Annotated in this window: 18 protein-coding genes and 1 pseudogene; 17 read left to right on the top strand and 2 right to left on the bottom strand. The window is 55.7% G+C overall.

Translation table 11 applies throughout. The annotated features are described in order from the left end of the window. Window positions 1–2 precede the first annotated feature (2 nt). The 5 genes from WJU22_RS22545 (at window position 3) to WJU22_RS22525 (ending at window position 6,470) form a co-directional block, all read left to right on the top strand. Window positions 3–917 carry an ABC transporter ATP-binding protein gene (locus WJU22_RS22545; protein ID WP_341840432.1) on the top strand — a complete coding sequence of 305 codons (915 nt, stop codon included), beginning with the start codon at window positions 3–5 and terminating at the stop codon, window positions 915–917. Further along, entirely contained in the window at window positions 914–1,645 is a 732-nt protein-coding gene (locus tag WJU22_RS22540) for an ABC transporter ATP-binding protein (protein ID WP_341840431.1), read from the top strand. Before WJU22_RS22545 ends, WJU22_RS22540 begins: the two co-directional genes overlap by 4 nt. A 3-nt stretch (window positions 1,646–1,648) precedes the next feature. Continuing rightward, window positions 1,649–2,755: an ABC transporter permease gene (locus WJU22_RS22535; protein ID WP_341840430.1), complete on the top strand. Its 1,107-nt coding sequence runs from the start codon at window positions 1,649–1,651 to the stop codon at window positions 2,753–2,755. Further along, window positions 2,755–3,870: an ABC transporter permease gene (locus tag WJU22_RS22530; protein WP_341840429.1), complete on the top strand. Its 1,116-nt coding sequence runs from the start codon at window positions 2,755–2,757 to the stop codon at window positions 3,868–3,870. The genes WJU22_RS22535 and WJU22_RS22530 overlap by 1 nt, the downstream gene beginning before the upstream one ends. A 221-nt stretch (window positions 3,871–4,091) precedes the next feature. Next, entirely contained in the window at window positions 4,092–6,470 is a 2,379-nt protein-coding gene (locus WJU22_RS22525; protein WP_341840428.1) for an ABC transporter permease, read from the top strand. A gap of 100 nt (window positions 6,471–6,570) precedes the next feature. Here WJU22_RS22525 and WJU22_RS22520 read toward each other — a convergent pair whose 3' ends face one another. Continuing rightward, window positions 6,571–7,983 carry a PLP-dependent aminotransferase family protein gene (locus WJU22_RS22520; protein WP_341840427.1) on the bottom strand — a complete coding sequence of 471 codons (1,413 nt, stop codon included), beginning with the start codon at window positions 7,981–7,983 and terminating at the stop codon, window positions 6,571–6,573. 90 nt (window positions 7,984–8,073) lie between these two features. Here WJU22_RS22520 and WJU22_RS22515 point away from each other — a divergent pair, with 90 nt between their 5' ends. The 12 genes from WJU22_RS22515 to WJU22_RS22460 all read left to right on the top strand — a co-directional run bounded on the left by WJU22_RS22515 (window position 8,074) and on the right by WJU22_RS22460 (window position 17,349). Beyond that, window positions 8,074–8,544 carry a DinB family protein gene (locus tag WJU22_RS22515; protein ID WP_341840426.1) on the top strand — a complete coding sequence of 157 codons (471 nt, stop codon included), beginning with the start codon at window positions 8,074–8,076 and terminating at the stop codon, window positions 8,542–8,544. After that, window positions 8,541–9,068, top strand: a complete 528-nt coding sequence (locus WJU22_RS22510; RefSeq protein ID WP_341840425.1) for a methylated-DNA--[protein]-cysteine S-methyltransferase — start codon at window positions 8,541–8,543, stop codon at window positions 9,066–9,068. The genes WJU22_RS22515 and WJU22_RS22510 overlap by 4 nt, the downstream gene beginning before the upstream one ends. 184 nt (window positions 9,069–9,252) lie before the next feature. After that, entirely contained in the window at window positions 9,253–10,680 is a 1,428-nt protein-coding gene (locus WJU22_RS22505; protein ID WP_341840424.1) for a pyridoxal phosphate-dependent decarboxylase family protein, read from the top strand. Between the two features lie 82 nt (window positions 10,681–10,762). Further along, on the top strand, window positions 10,763–11,677 hold the full coding sequence (locus tag WJU22_RS22500; RefSeq protein ID WP_341840423.1) for an EamA family transporter: 915 nt from the start codon (window positions 10,763–10,765) through the stop codon (window positions 11,675–11,677). Continuing rightward, window positions 11,661–12,596 (top strand): GNAT family N-acetyltransferase, encoded by a 936-nt coding sequence (locus tag WJU22_RS22495; protein ID WP_341840422.1) that lies wholly within the window; start codon window positions 11,661–11,663, stop codon window positions 12,594–12,596. The genes WJU22_RS22500 and WJU22_RS22495 overlap by 17 nt, the downstream gene beginning before the upstream one ends. Next, window positions 12,583–13,023, top strand: coding sequence for a GNAT family N-acetyltransferase (locus WJU22_RS22490; protein WP_341840421.1), 441 nt, complete (start codon window positions 12,583–12,585; stop codon window positions 13,021–13,023). Before WJU22_RS22495 ends, WJU22_RS22490 begins: the two co-directional genes overlap by 14 nt. Before the next feature lie 87 nt (window positions 13,024–13,110). Next, window positions 13,111–13,668: an NUDIX hydrolase gene (locus WJU22_RS22485; protein ID WP_341840420.1), complete on the top strand. Its 558-nt coding sequence runs from the start codon at window positions 13,111–13,113 to the stop codon at window positions 13,666–13,668. A 19-nt stretch (window positions 13,669–13,687) separates the two neighbouring features. After that, a complete protein-coding gene (gene rlmB, locus WJU22_RS22480) occupies window positions 13,688–14,461 on the top strand; it encodes a 23S rRNA (guanosine(2251)-2'-O)-methyltransferase RlmB (RefSeq protein ID WP_341840419.1) in 774 nt (257 codons plus the stop codon). A 32-nt stretch (window positions 14,462–14,493) separates the two neighbouring features. After that, window positions 14,494–15,339 (top strand): hydroxymethylglutaryl-CoA lyase, encoded by an 846-nt coding sequence (locus WJU22_RS22475; protein ID WP_341840418.1) that lies wholly within the window; start codon window positions 14,494–14,496, stop codon window positions 15,337–15,339. Window positions 15,340–15,364: 25 nt separating this feature from the next. Next, window positions 15,365–16,339 carry a GSCFA domain-containing protein gene (locus WJU22_RS22470; RefSeq protein WP_341840417.1) on the top strand — a complete coding sequence of 325 codons (975 nt, stop codon included), beginning with the start codon at window positions 15,365–15,367 and terminating at the stop codon, window positions 16,337–16,339. Window positions 16,340–16,484: 145 nt separating this feature from the next. Beyond that, window positions 16,485–16,955: a hypothetical protein gene (locus tag WJU22_RS22465; RefSeq protein WP_341840416.1), complete on the top strand. Its 471-nt coding sequence runs from the start codon at window positions 16,485–16,487 to the stop codon at window positions 16,953–16,955. A 55-nt stretch (window positions 16,956–17,010) separates the two neighbouring features. Beyond that, window positions 17,011–17,349 carry a hypothetical protein gene (locus WJU22_RS22460; protein WP_341840415.1) on the top strand — a complete coding sequence of 113 codons (339 nt, stop codon included), beginning with the start codon at window positions 17,011–17,013 and terminating at the stop codon, window positions 17,347–17,349. A 134-nt stretch (window positions 17,350–17,483) separates the two neighbouring features. Here the strand turns inward: WJU22_RS22460 and WJU22_RS22455 are convergent. Next, window positions 17,484–18,979 (bottom strand): annotated as a pseudogene (locus tag WJU22_RS22455) (MFS transporter). Between the last annotated feature and the right edge of the window lie 97 nt (window positions 18,980–19,076).

The following is a 19,076-nucleotide window of genomic DNA, read 5'->3' as shown; positions in this document are numbered from 1 at the left end:
ACATGCAACCCATCGTTGTTCAACATATCAGCAAATCGTACGGCAAGGTGAGCGCCCTGCGCGACGTCAGCTTCACCGTGGAGCCGGGCGAGCTGTTCGGCCTCATCGGCCCGGACGGCGCCGGCAAAAGCACGCTGTTCCGCATCCTGGCCACGCTCGTGCTGGCGGATAAGGGGCAGGCGTTCGTGAACGGGAAAGACGTGGTGAAGGATTACCGCGCCATCCGCCGCGAAGTTGGCTACATGCCGGGCCGCTTTTCGCTGTACCAGGATTTGACGGTGGAAGAGAACCTCCGGTTCTTCGCCACCATTTTCAATACGACGGTAGCCGCCAATTACGACATGATCCGCGACATCTACGAACAGATCGCGCCGTTTAAAGACCGCCCGGCAGGCAAATTATCTGGCGGTATGAAGCAGAAGCTGGCATTGAGTTGCGCGCTCGTGCACCGGCCATCCGTCCTGTTCCTCGATGAGCCCACCACCGGCGTAGACCCCGTTTCCCGCAAGGAGTTTTGGGAGATGCTGCAAAGGCTCCGCCAGCGCGGGATTCCCATCCTCGTATCCACGCCTTACATGGACGAGGCCACGCTTTGCGACCGGGTAGCCCTCATCCAGAACGGCGCGCTGATGCGGATAGACACGCCCACGGCCATCGTGGAGCAGTTCACGACGAAAGTCTGGGCTTTCCGCGCTTCCGATACCTGGCGCCTCATCCGCGACCTGCGGGCGTACCCGGGCGTGGAGTCGTGCTTCGCGTTCGGGGAGTTCCTGCATGTGGTGATGAACGCCGGTCCGGAAAAGGTGAAGCAGGATTTGCTGGCGGCGGGGCATACAGACGTGGTGTACCAGCCCGCGAATGCCGGTATCGAAGATGTTTTCATGGCCCTCATGCGGGCGCAAACCGAAGTACCATGACCCAACCGGCCATCATCACCAACGCGCTCACCAAGCGTTTCGGCGATTTCATCGCCACCAACGCCATCACGTTTGAAGTGGCGCAGGGCGAGATATTCGGGTTCCTCGGCGCCAACGGGGCCGGCAAAACCACCGCCATGCGCATGCTTTGCGGGCTCCTGAAACCCAGCAGCGGAGAAGCCCGCGTGGCGGGGTTCGATATCTACACCCAAACGGAAAAGATCAAACAACGGATCGGGTACATGAGCCAGAAATTCTCGCTCTACGAAGACCTCACCGTGAAAGAGAATATCCGCTTCTATGGCGGTATTTACGGGCTCAGCCGCCGCGAGATCAAAGAGAAAACGGCCGCCCTGCTCGGGAAACTGGAGATGGAAAAAGAAGCCAACATGCTCGTGAGCGCCCTGCCGCTGGGCTGGAAACAGAAGCTGTCGTTCTCCATTGCCGTCATCCACGACCCGTCTATCGTGTTCCTAGACGAGCCCACGGGCGGGGTAGACCCCATCACCCGCCGGCAGTTCTGGGATTTGATCTACGAATCGGCCGACAAGGGCGTCACCATATTCGTGACCACGCACTATATGGACGAAGCGGAATATTGCAACCGCATTTCTATCATGGTAGACGGGAAGATCCGTGCGCTGGACACGCCTTCGGCGCTCAAGCAACAGTTCGGCGCCGCCACGATGAACGATGTTTTCCTGCAGCTCGCAAGGGCCAAATCCTGAATCATGAAACAGTTTTTCGAGTTCGTCAAAAAAGAATGCTTCCATATTTTCCGCGACCGGCGCACCCTCCTGATCCTGTTCGGGATGCCGGTGGTGCTGATCGTGCTGTTCGGGTTCGCCATCACCAACGAGATCCGCCACGCGCGCATCGCGGTGCTGGACCAGTCGCAGGATCCCCTGAGCCATGGGCTCGTCCGCAAGATCACGGCTTCCACGTACTTCGACCTGGCCGAAAACCTCCGCAGCGAGAAAGACATCATGCCGGCTTTCAAAAAGGGCGATATCCGGATGGTGATCGTGATCCCCGGCGGTTTTCAGCGCAATTTCATCCGGGAGCGGAAAGCGGCCGTGCAGTTGCTCACCGACGCGTCTGACCCCAATACCGCCACTACGCTCATCAATTACGCCAACGCCATCCTCATGCAGTACCAGCAGGAGGAAACGGGCTTGAAGCACCTGCCGCTCACGATCCAACCCGAGGTGCGGATGGTATATAATCCCACCCTGAAAAGCGTTTTCCTGTTCGTGCCGGGCGTGATGACCCTCATCCTCATGCTGGTTTGCGCGATGATGACGTCGATCACCATCACGCGGGAAAAGGAGCTGGGAACGATGGAAATCCTCCTGGTATCGCCGTTGCGGCCGCTGATGATCATCGCGGGGAAAGTGGTGCCGTATATTTTGTTGTCTTTCGTGATCGCCAACATCATCCTGGCGCTCGGTGCGGGCATTTTCGGGATGCCGTTGAAAGGGAGCCTCGCTTTGCTGCTGCTGGCCTGCGGGTTGTTTTGCCTCACGGCCCTTTCGCTGGGGATCCTCATTTCCAGCGTAACGAATTCGCAGCAAACGGCCATGATGATGTCGATGATGGGGCTGTTGCTGCCCACGATCCTGCTCAGCGGCTTCGTGTTCCCCATCGAAAGCATGCCGCTGCCCCTGCGCGTACTGAGCAATATCATTCCCGCAAAATGGTTCATCATCATTCTGAAAGATATAATGCTGAAAGGTAGCGGACTACGCCAGATTGCCCTGCCGATGGGCGTTCTGAGCGGGATGACGCTGTTTTTCCTCGTGGTGAGCCTTCGCAAATTCAATATCCGTTTAAGCTGATGCGTACCATATTTTTCATATTGCAGAAGGAGTTTTTGCAGATTTTCCGCAATAAATCGATGCTGCCCATCATCTTCGTGGTGCCGGTGGTACAGCTGCTCGTGCTCGCCTTCGCCGCCAACTACGAAATCCGCAATCTTTCCATCGATATCGTAGACCACGACGGTGGCAACTGGAGCCAGCAGCTGAAAGGAAAACTCCTTTCCTCGGGCTATTTCCAACTCCACGCCCAAACGGGCGATGAGGCCGCGTTCGACGACCTGGAGACCAACAAGGCCGACCTCATCCTCACCATTCCCCGGCATTTCGAGCGGGACCTTGTCCGCGACGGGGACGCCAAAGTGCAATTGCTCGTGAACGCCATCAACGGCAGCAAAGCCGGCCTGGCGGCGGGGTACGCCCAAAGCATCATCGGGGATTTCAACCGCCGCATCCGGCTGGACTGGCTCGCGCTCGACGAAGACGATGCGCCGTCGCATTTCGACATGAGTTTCCGTTACTGGTTCAATCCCCGTCTGAATTACAAGCACTTCATGGTGCCGGGGATTTTGGTGGTGCTGGTGACGCTGATTGGCGCGTTTTTATCGGGCATGAACATCGTAAAGGAAAAGGAGATCGGGACGATCGAGCAGCTCAACGTAACGCCTATCCGCAAGCATCATTTCATCATCGGGAAGCTGCTCCCGTTCTGGATCATCGCGCTGTTCGAGCTGGCATTCGGGTTATTGGTCGGCAAGCTCGTGTTCAGCCTGCCTTTCGAGGGGAGCATCGGCTGGGTGTTCCTCTTCGCGGCCGTTTACCTGGTGGTGATGCTGGGGTTGGGGCTGTTGATTTCCACGTTCACGGAAACGCAGCAGCAGTCGATGTTCGTGACCTGGTTTTTCCTCATCATCTGCATCCTCATGAGCGGGCTGTTCACGCCCATAGAAAGCATGCCGGGATGGGCGCAGCGTATCACGCAGTTCAATCCTGTCGCGTATTTCGTGAAGGTGATGCGGATGGTGATGCTGAAGGGGAGTGGGTGGGAAGATATTCGTATGGACCTGGGCATCATGGTGGTATTTGCCGTGGGCCTGAACGCGGTGGCGATCTGGAATTACCGGAAAACCGTATAAATTTTTTTAACAGTGTAACAGTTGTAGGTAACGGACACCGGGGCATTCATGCCCCGGTTTTTTTTCGTACAATGTCCGGAATCGGACAGTAGCTGTATCAAAATAGCCCAATTTCATCACATGAAAGGTTTATATATTATTGTAAATCAATTGGATAGGATATTGGCATTTTATTGGACGACCCTGCCGCAACCGATCCATCAACTTCAAAGCATTCCTGTATGGTTAGAAACTTCCTGAAAATCGCCGGGCGGCACATGCTGAACAGCAAAGGTTTTTCCTTTATCAATATCGCCGGGCTGGCCATCGGTATGGCATCGGCCATCCTGATCTTGTTGTGGATCCAGGACGAAAGGAGTTACGACAATTTTCATGAGAAGAAAGACAGGATTTACGAAGTCTGGAACCGCGTGGCGTCGGAAGGGAAGCTTTCCAGTTGGAGCGGCGTATCGGCGCTCACAGGCCCCGTTCTCGAAAACGATCTGCCGGAAGTGGAAAAGGCCGTTCGCGTGAAAGCAAACGGCAGCCTGCTTTTTACAGTGGGAGAAAAGAAAGTGAATCAATCCGGGTTGTTGGTGGACGAAGGTTTTCTGCAAATGTTCACTTTTCCCATGCTGACGGGGAACCTTGCCACGGCGCTCCGCGACAAACATTCCGTGGTGCTGACCGAGAAATCCGCCAAGACCTTTTTCGGAGACGGGAACGCACTGGGGAAATTAGTGAAAATCGACAATGGTGAACTTTTCACGGTAACCGGAATCGTTAAAGATCCCCCGCGAAATTCGTATTTCAGTTTCGATTACCTCGTGCCCTGGGCTGCCCAGGAGAACCCGAATGGCAGCGAGTTTGGCTGGAACGACAATGGCACCAACACCTTTCTACTGTTGAAAGAAAACGCCGATTTCGCCGTGATGTCGGGGAAGTTAAAGGACCTCAAGCAGCGGTACGATGGCGAAGCCAAAACCCTCAAATGGGAGTTCTTCGCTTACCCGATGGCGCGCTGGCGCATGTATTCGAGCTTCACCAATGGGGTGGAAGACGGTGGCGGGCGCATTGCGCTGATCCGGCTGTTTGCTGTCATCGCCGGTTTCATTCTCCTGATCGCCTGCATCAATTTTATGAACATGACCACCGCCCGCAGCGAAAAGCGGGCGAAGGAAGTAGGTATCCGCAAAGTGTCGGGCGCCAGGAAAAGCGCGCTTGTTTTCCAGTTTGTGGGAGAATCGGTTTGTACGGCGCTGCTGGCGGGGATCATGGCTGTTGTGATCGTAATGGGGTGCATGCCTGCTTTCAACCAATTGACGGAAAAAGACCTGTTCCTGGACTTTACCAATGTCTATACATGGCTCGCCCTCGGCGGGTTCGTGCTGTTCACGGGCTTACTGGCGGGGAGTTATCCCGCGTTTTTCCTGTCGGCCTACAAGCCCCTGAGCGTACTGAAAGGCACGTTCAAACGGAGCAACGCGCTGGTGACGCCCCGGAAAGTATTGGTAATATTCCAGTTTACCATCGCTATTTTCCTCATCATCTGCACTATCATCGTAAAGCGGCAGATCAACCATGTACAGGCCAGGGAAGTAGGCTACGAGCGGGATCACCTCATTTATCACTTTCTGACAGACGATATTTCCAGGAACTATGCGCTCATCAAAAATGAGCTGATCCAGTCGGGCGTTGCCACGTCGGTCGCCAAAACGAACGCGCCGCTCACGGAAAGGTGGAGCGGTGGATGGGGGCAGAACTGGCAGGGGAAAGATCCTAACGATAACACTTCTTTCGACCGGTACGCTACCGATGAAGGCCTCGGTGTTACTGCCGGCCTGCAATTCATCGAGGGCCGCGATTTCGACCTGCAGAAATTCCCTACCGATTCGCTGGGGCTCATCATCAACGAAGCGGCGCTGAAAGTGATGCACTTCAAACAACCGATCGGTCAGATCGTGAGCGATCTGGGGACGGATTGGCATGTGATCGGCGTGATAAAAGACGTGGTGCTGAAGAACCCTTACGAATCCGCCCGCCCGATCCTCATCTGCGGCGCCAAAAGCAGTTTCCTCGGGTTGAACGTCATGCAGATCAAGCTGAACGATAAAAACGACGTAGCCGTCAATCTTCAAAAAGCGGAAACTATCTTCCATAAATACAATCCCGAATTCCCTTTCGAATACAAGTTCGTAGACGAGGAATACGCCCGGAAATTCGACAGCGTACAGCGTTTGGGCACCCTTTCCGCCCTGTTTGCCGGGCTTACGATCTTCATATCCTGCCTGGGGCTGCTGGGCCTGGCCATGTATATGGCCGAAACGAGGATCAGGGAGATCGGGATCAGGAAAGTGCTGGGCGCATCGGTATTGAATATCACGGTGTTGCTGTCCAGGGATTTTGTGGCATTGGTGGCCATTGCCTTCGTGTTGGCGGCGCCGTTGGCGTACTGGGGCGTTTCGCAATGGTTGATGGACTTTTCCTACCGCGTGTCTGTCGGCTGGCAGTCGTTCGCGCTGGCAGGTTGCGTGTCTGTGCTGATCGCTTTGCTGACGGTGAGTTTCCAATCCGTTAAGGCGGCGCTGGCCAACCCTGTCCGTAATCTGAAAGTGGAGTAAATTATTCAACTTATACCGGCCCGCAATCCGCAACTCCGCGGGACCGGATTTTTTCAATTGTTCATTCGTATTTATGCCGGGGCATTCCTGCCCCGGTTTTTTATTTCATGAGCTGGTGCGCCAGTTTGCCGAGGGTTTTGAGCCCGTCGTCCACCGCTTTGCTCCAGGGGTTGGAATAGCTGATGCGCATGCAGTTCGTATAGCGGTCTTGCAGCGTGAAAATGCGCCCCGGTGCAAAGGAGATCTTGCGCCGCAGGGCCTGTTCGTACAGTTCGATGGTATTGATGTTCTCGTTCAGCTCCAGCCATAGCACATAGCCGCCTTGCGGGCGGGTTACGCAGGTATCTTCCGGGAAATAGTCGGCCACGGCCTGCTGGTAGCGCAGGCATTGGGTGTGGAGCATTTTGCGGAGGTTGCGCATATGGTGCTCGTAGCGGCCGTTTTCGAGGAAATGCCCGATAGCGGCCTGCGGCAGCGTGGCGCTGGAAATGGTATGGTTCAGTTTGAGGCGGAGCACGCGTTCCTTGTACTTTCCGGGAACGGTCCAGCCCACACGGTACCCCGGCGCGAGGGATTTGCTGAAGGAATTGCAGAGGAGCACATTGCCGTTGCGGTCGTATTGCTTGCAGCTGCTGGGCCGGAGTTTACCGAAATAGAGATCGGCGTAGATATCGTCTTCGATAAGGGGGATGTCGTATTTGTTCATGAGCCGCACCAGTTCCCGCTTGTTTTTATCGGGCATGCAGGAGCCGATGGGGTTGGAGAAGTTGGTCACGAAAACGCAGGCCTTGATCTTGAATTTGGGGATGGCTTTGTCGAGGTACTCCAGGTCTGGCCCGCAAATGGGGTTGGTGGGCACTTCCAGCACCTTGAGGCCGAGGCTTTCCGCGAGCTGGAAGGTGCCGCTGTAGGCGGGGCTTTCCAGGGCGATGACGTCGCCGGGCTGGGTGGTGGCCGACAGGCAGAGGGTGAGGGCGTCCATACAGCCGGTAGTAGTGACCACATCGTGTTCCGTAATGCTGCCGCCCCACTGGATGCTCATCCGCGCGATCTGGCGGCGGAGGGGCAGGTTGCCCTGGAGGTTCTCGTAAATGAGGCCGCCATTGTTCTCCCGCAGCGCCGCGATCATGCTTTTGGCGAGTTTGGCGGAGGGGAGGAGCGGTTCAGACGGAGAAGCGGTGGAAAACCGCAACAGATCTGGCCCGTGGTGGGAAAACACTTCCGTGATCATTTCGCTGACGTTCACGTCTGTCGCCCGTTTGACGGGGCGCGTGGCGCTGGGGAGCTCCGGCAGCCGCCGGGGCGAGAACCGCACGTAGTAGCCCGATTTGGGCCGTGGTTCGATGAAGCCCTTGCTTTCCAGGTGGTAATACGCCTGGAAGACGGTGCTCATGCTGATGCCCTGCTCCTTGCTGAGCGAGCGGACAGACGGCAGCTTGTCGCCGATGCGGATCACTTCCTTTTCGATCATGGCCTGGATGCGGTCGGCCACCTGGAGATACAGATGTTCCATGGTTTTGCAAATCTGATATGGTCAAAAGTACGAAAATGGAATCTGTTCCAATTAAAAAAACATATCTTTCCATGATAAAACGGATTTGCCATGCAACACCTGCCTTTCAGTGTGGATTTACGCCTGCGCACGCAGCATCTTTCGATCGGGGAAATGACCGGCGGCGTGGCCGACGATGTGCTCCGGCAGGAAGTTCACCCCGGTAAATGGTCGGCCATCGATAACATCGCCCACCTGGCCGTGTTCCATCCCATATTCCAGCGGCGGCTGCAGCGCGTGGCCGACGAGGAAACGCCGCTTTTCGAGCCGTATGTCTGGCAGGAAGATGCGCTGTTCGCGGAATACAGGAAATTGTCGAACCGCGAGCTGCTGGTCCAATACCGGCACGACCGGGAGGCGTTCGTCCGTTTCGTGGAGGGGCTGAAGGCCGGGGATTTCCGGCGGCAGGGCCGCCACCAGGCGTATGGCACCGTTTCCGCGGCGCAGCTCATCGAGATGTTCGTCCTCCACGAATCGCATCACCTGTTCACCATCTTCAAACTCCTTAATTTCGGGAAATGAGCGTGTTGTACATGGATTCCCCGCTGGGGCGCATCATGATCGCGGAAACGGAGGGATATATTTCGAAGGTTTCTTTCATAGATAAAGAACCCGCGCCCTCGATCCCTACGGAAGCGGCTATACCCTTGCACCACGAATCCGCCATCCAGCAAGCCTTTCCCGATGAAACGCCCACGCCGCTGCTCCGCGAATGCGCCGCCCAGCTGGACGCATATTTCCGGAAAGACCTCCGCGCGTTCGACCTTCCGCTCCGGCAGGAAGGCTCCCCGTTCCAGCAACTCGTCTGGCAAAACCTGCTGACCATTCCCTTCGGCGAAACCATAACCTATCTCGCCCTCGCCAAGCGCCTCGGCAATGTGAAAAGCATCCGCGCGGCCGGTACCGCCAACGGCCGGAACAACATCGCCATCATCGTGCCCTGCCACCGCGTTATCGGCTCCGGCGGCGCCCTCACCGGCTATGCCGGCGGCATCTGGCGCAAACAGTTCCTCCTCGACCTCGAAAAGGGCGGCCTGCTCTTCTGATTTCCTTTCCGCTCTGTAAGTACTTACATATTTCGGTCCGTACGGTTGACGAATGGCGTTCGTCATGGACTTTTATGGTTCATACTGTCATCTGATCTGGTCAAAAAACTCAAAACTGAATCTGTTTTTTATGCGGGAATAGCTGGAATTTTGGAGCGTCATTTCAACGTTAATACGCCACCATATGAATGCAATTTTCCGCGAGGACCTTTCCCGATTCGATGAACTTTTGCAACAGACCGCAGATTACGCCGGCGATTTCCTCGGCTGCATCAACGAACTGCCGGTGAGTATGGAAATGCCCGCCATCCCGGTGCCCGGTTTGCCTGAAAAAGGGATCGGCGGCCAGGGGGCTTTGGAGCTGTTCGACAACCGGTTCGGCGCCTACCTCACCGCCTGCGCGGGCCCCAGGTATTTCGGCTTCGTGACGGGCGGCGTTACGCCGGCGGCGCTTTCGGGCGACTGGCTGGCCAGCGCGGTGGATATGAACGCGGCCGACAAATCTTCGCTCGCATTTACCCTGGAGAAAGAAACGTTGCAGTTGCTCCGCCAGTTGTTTTCCCTGCCGGAAGCTTATGAAGGTGTTTTCGTGACGGGCGCTACCATGTCCAACTTTACGGGACTGGCGGCCGCGCGGCAATGGCTGGGCGAGCAATACGGGGTGAACGTGGCCGCGCAGGGCGTGGGCGCGCTTCCCGATATAAAAGTACTGGCCGCCACGCCGCATTCCAGCGTGGTAAAGGCTTTGTCGATGCTCGGCCTGGGCCGCAACAGCCTGGTGACGCTGTCCACCCTTCCGGGGCGCGAAGCGGTAGACGTGCGGGCCCTGGAGCAATGGATCGCCTATAACCCGGATACGCCTTTCATTTACGTGGCTTCCGCCGGCACCGTGAATACCGTGGATTTCGACGATATCGCCGCCATCGCGGCGCTCAAACATAAACATCCGTTCTGGCTGCATATAGACGCGGCCTTCGGAGGGTTCGCGGCCGTCAGCCCCCGTTTCCGGCACTTTCTTAATGGCTGGGACCAGGCAGACAGTATTACCATCGATGCGCATAAATGGCTGAACGTGCCCTACGACTGCGCGATGCTGTTCAGCCGCCACCCGGGGCTGCAACTGGAAGTGTTCCAGAATGCGGGCGCGGCGTACCTGGGCGACCCGGCGCAAAACTTCAACTACATTAACTACGCTCCCGAAAACTCGCGCCGGCTGCGGGCTTTGCCTGCCTGGTTCTCCCTTCGCGCCTATGGTGCGGAAGGGTACCGCGACATCGTGGAGCAAAACGTAAACCAGGCCCAGCGTTTCGGTGAAATGCTGGAGAAAAGCGGGCACTTCCGCCTGCTGGCGCCCGTGAAGATGTGCGTGGCCTGCTTTACGTTCAATATGGAAGACAGAAAACTGGCCGAACATATCCGCGTCTTTTTACAGGCGCTCAACAAGCGGGGCGTAGTGTACGTGACCCCCACGCAATACGCCGGCCTTCCGGCGATGCGGGCGGCGCTGGTGAACTGGCGCACGACGGATAAAGACATCGAACTGGCGGTGCAGGAGCTGGAAGCAGTGGCAGCGGCCATCCAGGGCGTGTCGGCCATTCTTGAAAATAATTGATTTAGAGGTTGATATTAGTATTATTGGCGATGGGTTTCTACCCATCGCTTGCTAACATCCTCCCCGATTTAACCTGATGAATATGCAACAGCGGAACCATACCAACGCTTACGTGGCGCTTGTCATCGTAAGTATCTTTTGGGGGACCACCTACCTGGCGGCCCGGATCGGCGTGCAGCACATGCACGGCATGATGCTGGCGGGCCTCCGGCAAACGAGCGCCGGCGTTATCCTCGTGGCGTTTTTCCTCATGAAGGGGTATAAACTGCCGCAGTTTCCCGTGCTATCCAAATTATTCGTGATCGGCACCATCATGCTTTGCGGCAGCAACGGGCTCATGACCTGGGCCATGCAGTACATCCCCAGCGGGCTGGGCGCCATCATTGCGGCCACCGTTCCCATCTGGATCACGATCTTCAGTTATTTCCTCGTGCAGAAAACGAAAATTACCGTGCAGTTGGTGGTCGGGATGCTGATCGGGCTGTTGGGGATCGGGGGCATCTTTTACGACAACCTGGCCCAGCTGATGAATGAGGAATACCGTTTCGGGGTGATGCTGATCACCCTGGCCTGCGTGTTCTGGGCGCTGGGGTCGGTGCTCACGGCCAAGTGGGCGCTGGGCGTCAATTACCTGTATGGCGCCGGGTTCCAGATGCTGTTCAGCGGGGTAGTGATGCTCGTTATCGCGGGGTTCATGGGGCAGCACCTGCATTTTTCATCGTTCACCGGAGAATTATGGGGCAGCTTACTGTACCTCGTTTTTATCGGATCATTGTTAAGTTACTCCGCTTACGTTTTCGCCCTGAACAATTTACCGCCTTCGCTGGTATCCATATATGCCTACATCAATCCCATCGTTGCCGTGATCCTCGGGTGGCTCATCCTCCAGGAAAAACTGAACTGGCTCATGGGGCTCTCGTGCATGGTGACCCTCCTGGGCGTGTACCTCGTCAACAAGGCATTCAACAAGCAAAAAAGTTATGAACGCAGCAAATGATATCCGCATCCTGAGCTGGCACCCAGACTACCAGCCGCATTTCGAAAGGCTGAACAAGGCCTGGATCAGCAAATTCTTCCGGCTCGAACCGGTAGACATCGCCGTGCTGGAACATCCGCACGAACATATCATCGCCCCGGGCGGCGACATCATCTTCGTATCCATCGGCAACCAGGTGGTGGGCACGGTGGCTTACCGGCTGAAGTCGGACGATACGGTGGAAATGACGAAAATGGCCGTGGACGAAAGCTTCCAGGGCCGCAAGCTCGGCTGGGCGCTGGGCAAGGCCATCATCGAAAGAGCGGCGGAAAAAGGCTTCGCGAAGATGGTATTGTACTCCAGCCGCCAGCTCACCCCGGCCATCACCATGTACCATAAACTGGGGTTCGAAGAAGTGGAAGTGGAAAACGGGGTATACGAAAGATGCGACATCAAGATGGAAATATCCCTCCGGGAACCGCCGCTGGCGGCACTGTCGAGGGCATTGAAGGAAGAAGTGCTGCAAACGGAGCTCCGGCTTTTGCAGTTCACCGATGAAGAGGCATCTGCCCGTCCTTCCCCCGAAAAATGGAGCAAAAAGGAGATCCTCGGCCATCTCACCGATTCGGCCCTCAACAATTACCCGCGCTTCATCCGCGCGCAGCAGACCGCTTTACTGGAAGCGCCCGGCTACGACCAGGATTTCTGGGTGGAAGCGCGGCAATATATGCGGGAAGACTGGCGCGAGCTGGTGCAGATATGGAAAAGCGTGAACCTGCACATCGTTCGCCTGCTGCCGCTCATTCCGGCCGAAGCGTTGGGGAACGTGCTCGTGATCGGCCAGAACCCGCCGGCTACACTGGAATTCTGGGCCAACGATTACCTTCGTCACTTACAACATCACCTCCATCAAATATTCCCCGTACATGCAAATTATTAAAGCCACGGAAGACCGGCTGAACGCCCTCGCCGCGTTGTTCGACGCCTACCGGCAACATTATGAACAGGCACCTGACGTTGCAGGCGCCGAGGCGTTCCTGCGCGAGCGCCTCCGGCAGCAGGACAGCGTCATTTACCTCGCCGTCGACGAAAACGAAGTAATCGGCTTTACGCAGCTGTATCCCGTTTTTTCCTCGATCGGCATGAAGAAAGCCTGGATTTTGAACGATCTGTTCGTGGCCCCGGCCGCCCGCCGGAAAGGCGCGGCGCGGGAGCTGCTGGCCAAAGCCCGGGAGCTGGGGCAGGAAACGGGCAGCCGTTACCTGATGCTCCAGACCCATTTCGACAATGAAAAGGCGCGGGCGCTGTATGAAAGTACGGGCTGGAAGCTGGACGAAGAATTCGCGTATTACTACCTCTCCTTATAGACAGAAATACAGTTACAAGAACCTATGTACGAAGCGGGCGTCGGCCCGCTTTTTTTCGTTTCGGGGCGAATTGCGTTTATTTGCCGGATGGAACAGCATCAAAACCCCTGGCGCTTCGAGTCTGCCAGTATTCCTTACGAAAACCCCTGGATCAGGGTCACGGAGCGCCGCGGCCTGAACCCGGCCGGCAATCCGGGCATTTACGGGACCGTCCATTTCAAGAACGTGGCCATCGGTGTGGTGGCGATGGACGAGGAGCAGCACATCTGGCTGGTGGGGCAATACCGCGTGCCGCTGGAGGCCTGGAGCTGGGAAATCCCCGAGGGCGGCGGGCCCCATGGCGAAGACCCGCTCATCGCCGCGCAGCGCGAGCTGCTGGAGGAAACAGGGCTCCGGGCACGGCATTGGCGGCCGGTCGTGAAGATGCACCTTTCCAACTCGGTATCCGACGAGTCCGGGATCGTGTTCCTGGCGCAGGGGCTGGAGATGGGGGAGGCGGAGCCGGAGGAGACGGAACAGCTGGCCGTTCGCCGCGTTCCCTTCGAGGAAGCCTACCAGATGGTGAAGGATTTCGGGATCACGGACTCCCTTTCCGTGGCCGCGATCCAAAAGATAAGGCTCATGATGCTGGAAGGGGAGCTTTGAATCCCGTATCTTTGCGCCGATGAACCACCGTTTCAAACCACAGGCTCCCAAGCCCAAACAGTCTTCCCTCATCATCGGCCGCCAGCCCCTGCTGGAAGCCATGAAGAACGGAAAGGCCATCGAGCGCATCTACATGCTCAAAACCGCCTCCGGCGATATTATACCGCAAATCCGCAACCAGGCCACCGAACTGCGTATCCCCATCAACTACGTACCGGTGGAAAAACTCAATAGCCTCACCCAGGCCAACCACCAGGGCGTGGTAGCCCTGGCGGCTTCCGTGGCCTATCTCGACCTCCAGGACGTGATCTCCCATACGGTCGAAAAAGGCGAAACGCCCCTTTTCCTCATCCTCGACGGCATTACCGACGTCCGCAATATCGGCGCCATCGCCCGGAGCGCGGTCTGCTGCGGGGCGCAGGCCATCATCATCCCCGACCGGGGCATCGCCGCGCTGAACGAGGAAGCCCTCAAATCTTCCGCCGGCGCGCTGGAACGCATCGCGATCTGCCGGGTGAACAGCCTGCTAAAAGCCATCGACGAGCTGCATCTCAACGGCATCAAAGTGGTGGCCAGCGAGATGGAGGCCAAATCGAAGCTGCAGGACCTGCCCTGGCGCGAGCCGGTGGCGGTGATCATGGGCTCGGAAGACAAGGGCGTGTACCCGGCGCTGTTGAAAGCGGCCGACGAGCAGTTCCACATCCCCATGCAGAATAATTTCGAATCGTTCAACGTGTCCGTTGCCGCGGGGATCATCCTCTACGAAGCCATGAAACAGCGGTTGGACGCCTGATGGATGAACGGGGGAATTCGTTATTTTAGCGTATGCTCAAAATCATCGAATGCCCGCGAGACGCCATGCAGGGCTGGCCGCGCCAGATCCCTGCCCAGGAGAAGACCGCCTACCTCAACGCCTTGCTGCGCGTAGGTTTCGATACGCTGGACTTCGGCAGCTTCGTGTCTCCCAAAGCCATTCCCCAGATGGCGGACACGGCGGAGGTGCTGGCGGGGCTGGACGAATCGGCCACGAAGCTGCTGGCGATCGTGGCGAACGTCCGCGGGGCGGAAGATGCGGTGGGGCATGAGCGGGTCCATTACCTGGGGTTCCCTTTTTCCATTTCAGAGACGTTCCAGCTGCGGAACGCCAACAAAACGATCGCCGAGTCGCTGGAGCAGGTGCAAACCATCCAGGAGCTTTGCATCAAGAACGAAAAGCAGCTGGTGATCTATATTTCCATGGGCTTCGGTAATCCGTACGGCGATCCGTACAGTCCGGAAGTAGCCCTGGAATGGGCAGACCGGTTCGCGGCCCTGCACATTCCCATCATTTCCCTCGCAGATACGGTAGGCGTGGCGAAGCCGGAGGGTATTTCGGCACTGTTCTCGAAGCTGGTGCCGGCTTACCCGGAGGTGGAGTTCGGGGCGCATTTCCATTCCACGCCGCAGGCCTGGGAGGAGAAGATCGCGGCGGCATGGGATAACGGGTGCCGGCGGTTCGATAGTGCGATCCGCGGCATCGGTGGTTGCCCCATGGCGCAGGATGATCTGGTGGGGAATATTGCCACGGAAAACCTGCTGTGGTTCTGCCAGCAGCGGGGGATCGATACCGGGCTGGATGCAAAGGCTTTTGCGGAAGCGATGGTACAAGCCGATAGCGTGTTCGGTCATTAGCCCGAAATTTTGATACTTTTGCAGCATGAATTTTCGCCTCACTTTCCCGGTGGAGCCGCTGGGGCCTTCCATACACCATTCCGACAAAGTACTGCTGTCGGGCTCCTGTTTCGCTGAAGAGATCGGTTCACGGCTGGAGCAGCACAGGTTCGACGTGTTGCTCAATCCCAACGGCATCCTGTTCAACCCGCTGAGCATCGCCCGGAGCATGACTTCCTACCTGGACGATAAGCGCTATACGGCCGATGAGCTGTTTTTACACGAAGATATCTGGCATAGCTGGGACCATCATTCCCGTTTCTCCGGGACCGACCGCAACGCGGTGTTGCAGCGCATCAACGATTCGCAGGCGGCTGCCGCGGCGCGATTGAAGGAGGCAGACTGGCTGGTGATCACGCTGGGCACGGCGCACGCCTGGTACCTGAAGGAAGACGGCCGCCTGGTGGGCAATTGCCACAAAGTGCCGGATGCATCGTTCACGAAAAAGCTGGTGCCGCTGGATGAGATCATCTCGGCGCTGGACAACATGATGCACCGGCTGTTTTTCGTGAACCGGAAGGTGAACATCCTGTTTACGGTGAGTCCTGTGCGGTATGTGCGCGACGGGGTGGTGGAAAATAATCTGAGCAAGGCGGTATTGTTGCAGGCGGTGCATCATTTGGTGCATAAATTCGACCGGCTGTTTTATTTCCCGGCATATGAGTTGGTGATGGATGATCTGCGGGATTACCGTTTCTTCAAGGAAGACATGGTGCATCCGAACGAGCAGGCGTTGCAGTATGTGTGGGAGCATTTTTTGAAGGCTTGCGTGCAGCCTTCGTCGCAGGAGGTGGCGCGACAGGTGGTGGAGTTGCTGCGTGCGAAAGGCCATAAGCCATTCAATCCTGAAAGCCCTGCGCACAAACAGTTTCTGCAGGCGATGGCGAAGAAGGCGCGCGCGTTGCAGGAACAAAATCCTTCTCTGGATTTCGGAGATTTGTTGCGCTATTTTGAAACGTAGTACTGTAGCGTATTGTAAGATATCGAAGCCGCCTTTTTTAAGGGCGGCTTTTGTTTTTATCACTTTCAATATCCGATTTTCGGAGATGCATATTTTGGCTGGAATTGTTTGGCCTTCTAACTTTGTGAAAAATAAATTACCATTTATGGAAAACCAGGAATTATTGATCACAATTTTTGAGAAAATTAAAGATTTGTCTGTTCAGTTCCAATCGGAATTGACAGCATCCAATGGAGAAGTAAAGAGCGAACTTCAACATGTAAGAACGGGACTAGAGACCGTAAAGCTCGAAATGAAAGAACACTTTGATCGAATTGAGTCAGAATTCGGAAGTCTTAGCGGCCGAATGATAGCCTTGGAGGAGAATTTCGTGGCCCTGCTGACAAATTTTAATATGCACCAGTACAAGCAGGGTGTCGCGTATCAAGAATTCAAAGCTTATTTTGAGCGCATACTTTGTCGGATTGATAATTTGGAATGCAATCAGGCAGAAGTTAACAATCGTTTGAATAACCTGGAATCTGCGCAAGCTGAAACCAATCGCCGATTGGAAGTGTTGGGGGAAACAGTAAAGGAGCAGCATATATCTATTGCTGAACTTCGAGTTGTTAAGTAATCAATTATCGTTAAAAAATTGCCGAAATAGCAGGCAACAAAACAAGCGTTACAACATGGTACATGAAAACAAAGTGATCGGAACTAGCGAGAATAATAACGGCATGCTTTCGCAGATGAAGGCAGAACTAGGCAATCTTCATAGAGTTATCGACAATCGTTTGGAGTTGAATGAGATTCGTGTAAAAAATGCGAGTGAACGTACGAGTAGGATTGAACAAAGCGTACAGTTGACTAACAACCGTTTGTTTGGTATTGAGATGAATGACTTCAGGCATGAGAGCCAGCATCAGGAGATTAAAAGTCGATTATTTCAGATCGAACAGCATGTTGCCCAAATTCTCAGATTGTTAAACCGGCAAGATGGTAGCCAGAAACCTGTTTCAACGAATTAGAAGGCCATTTCTAAGATTGTGAGGTCAAGTTTTGTTCCTCCCCAAAAACATCGATGGCAGACCACAAAAACAAAACAGTCTGTCGGATCGCAACCCTGCAGACTGTTTTTATATCATTTTGAGATAACCCTTTCTTACACTTCCGCGTCTTCCTCGAACCCGTCTGCAGTCTTTCTTTCTTTGATGAACACGACGCCGATCACCATACATACGATAGCAATGGCTACCGGGTAAATGAGCCCTGCCAGGTGGTTATTGTATTTCTGTACGAGCAAGGTAGCGATAGCCGGGAGCATCCCGCCGAACACGCCGTTGCCGATGTGATAGGGCAGCGACATGGACGTGTACCGGATGCGCGTGGGGAAAAGCTCCACCAGGAATGCGGCGATGGGGCCGTATACCATGGTAACGAACACGACCTGCACAAATACCAGGAAAATGATCCAGATGGTTTGCGACTGGCCAAGCTTCACTTCTTTCACGGCGGCTTTCTTGTCGGGGCTGGTGATTTCCGTGACAAGGGTGCCGTCGGTAAACTCGCGGGTTTTGCGCGTGGTTTCCACGAGGGTGCCGTTATGCGGCGTGAGGGTGCTTTCGATGCGGTAGCGCTCCGTGACCTCTTGTTTGCGGGACAGGTCTACCGTGGTATCCATGGCATGATAGATAGGGAAGTAGCTGATAGCGGCGATCAACATGCCCACCATCATGATCTTCTTGCGCCCGATCTTGTCGGACAGGTGCCCGAATAAGATAAAGAGCGGCGTGCCGAAAAGCAGTGCCGTGGCGATGATGATGTTGGACTGTATGAACTCGATCTTCATGGTGTTTTGCAGGAAGGAGAGGGCATAGAACTGGCCGGTATACCAAACCACGCCCTGGCCCATGGTGGCGCCGAAGAGGGCGAGGAGCACGAGTTTCAGGTTTTCCTTCTTGCCGAAGCTTTCCTTCAGCGGGTTGGTGGAGGTTTTACCTTCGGCTTTCAGCTTGGTAAACAGGGGGGATTCATGGAGTTTGATGCGGATATAGTAGCTCATCATCACCAAAAAGATGCTCAGCCAGAAGGGGATACGCCAGCCCCAGTCGTTGAACGATTCCGGGGTCATGAGGAGCCTGGTGGCGAGGATCACGCCGAGGGAAACGAAAAGCCCCAGCGTGGCGGTGGTTTGGATGAAGCTGGTGAAGTATCCGCGTCGGTTGGCGGGGAGTGTTCCGCTACGTACGTGGCCGCGCCGCCGTATTCGCCGCCGAGCGCCAGGCCCTGGGCCAGCCGGAGGATGAGCACGAGAATGGGCGCGAAAACGCCAATGGTGGCATAACTGGGAATGAGGCCGATGGCGAAGGTGCTGCCGCCCATGATGAGGAGCGTGAGGAGAAATGTGTATTTACGGCCTACCATATCGCCCAGGCGGCCGAATACGATGGCGCCGAAGGGCCGCACCACGAAACCAATGGCAAAAGTGGCGAGGGTGGCGATATAGGCGAGGGTAGGATTGGTGTCCGGGAAGAATTTTTCTGCCAGGATGAGGGAGAGGCTACCGAAAATGTAAAAGTCGTACCATTCGATAAGGGTTCCCGCGGAAGAAGCGAATATGACCTGCCAGATATTCTGCTTCGGGTTCGATGCATTCATAAAGTGAAATTGTTATCCGGAAAAGATAGAAAATTAGCTGAATGTTTCCAACCTTCCGGATGTTTGCATTGTTTTTACCGTTAACTTTAAGAAACTA

Origin of the sequence: Chitinophaga caseinilytica, from assembly GCF_038396765.1 — a bacterium.
Classification (GTDB): domain Bacteria; phylum Bacteroidota; class Bacteroidia; order Chitinophagales; family Chitinophagaceae; genus Chitinophaga; species Chitinophaga caseinilytica.
Note: the sequence above shows the minus strand (reverse complement) of the source record. Positions and strands in the feature narration are given on the sequence as shown.

What these genes read in the sequence shown, in the direction of transcription:
- WJU22_RS22460 (WP_341840415.1), top strand. Translation starts at nt 17,011, where the DNA reads ATGGTACATGAAAACAAAGTGATCGGAACTAGCGAGAATAATAACGGC.
- WJU22_RS22465 (WP_341840416.1), top strand. Translation starts at nt 16,485, where the DNA reads ATGGAAAACCAGGAATTATTGATCACAATTTTTGAGAAAATTAAAGAT.
- rlmB (WP_341840419.1), top strand. Translation starts at nt 13,688, where the DNA reads ATGAACCACCGTTTCAAACCACAGGCTCCCAAGCCCAAACAGTCTTCC.
- WJU22_RS22535 (WP_341840430.1), top strand. Translation starts at nt 1,649, where the DNA reads ATGAAACAGTTTTTCGAGTTCGTCAAAAAAGAATGCTTCCATATTTTC.
- WJU22_RS22510 (WP_341840425.1), top strand. Translation starts at nt 8,541, where the DNA reads ATGAGCGTGTTGTACATGGATTCCCCGCTGGGGCGCATCATGATCGCG.
- WJU22_RS22495 (WP_341840422.1), top strand. Translation starts at nt 11,661, where the DNA reads ATGAACGCAGCAAATGATATCCGCATCCTGAGCTGGCACCCAGACTAC.
- WJU22_RS22545 (WP_341840432.1), top strand. Translation starts at nt 3, where the DNA reads ATGCAACCCATCGTTGTTCAACATATCAGCAAATCGTACGGCAAGGTG.
- WJU22_RS22520 (WP_341840427.1), bottom strand. Translation starts at nt 7,983, where the DNA reads ATGGAACATCTGTATCTCCAGGTGGCCGACCGCATCCAGGCCATGATC.
- WJU22_RS22515 (WP_341840426.1), top strand. Translation starts at nt 8,074, where the DNA reads ATGCAACACCTGCCTTTCAGTGTGGATTTACGCCTGCGCACGCAGCAT.
- WJU22_RS22530 (WP_341840429.1), top strand. Translation starts at nt 2,755, where the DNA reads ATGCGTACCATATTTTTCATATTGCAGAAGGAGTTTTTGCAGATTTTC.
- WJU22_RS22475 (WP_341840418.1), top strand. Translation starts at nt 14,494, where the DNA reads ATGCTCAAAATCATCGAATGCCCGCGAGACGCCATGCAGGGCTGGCCG.
- WJU22_RS22500 (WP_341840423.1), top strand. Translation starts at nt 10,763, where the DNA reads ATGCAACAGCGGAACCATACCAACGCTTACGTGGCGCTTGTCATCGTA.
- WJU22_RS22505 (WP_341840424.1), top strand. Translation starts at nt 9,253, where the DNA reads ATGAATGCAATTTTCCGCGAGGACCTTTCCCGATTCGATGAACTTTTG.
- WJU22_RS22540 (WP_341840431.1), top strand. Translation starts at nt 914, where the DNA reads ATGACCCAACCGGCCATCATCACCAACGCGCTCACCAAGCGTTTCGGC.
- WJU22_RS22485 (WP_341840420.1), top strand. Translation starts at nt 13,111, where the DNA reads ATGGAACAGCATCAAAACCCCTGGCGCTTCGAGTCTGCCAGTATTCCT.
- WJU22_RS22525 (WP_341840428.1), top strand. Translation starts at nt 4,092, where the DNA reads ATGGTTAGAAACTTCCTGAAAATCGCCGGGCGGCACATGCTGAACAGC.
- WJU22_RS22470 (WP_341840417.1), top strand. Translation starts at nt 15,365, where the DNA reads ATGAATTTTCGCCTCACTTTCCCGGTGGAGCCGCTGGGGCCTTCCATA.
- WJU22_RS22490 (WP_341840421.1), top strand. Translation starts at nt 12,583, where the DNA reads ATGCAAATTATTAAAGCCACGGAAGACCGGCTGAACGCCCTCGCCGCG.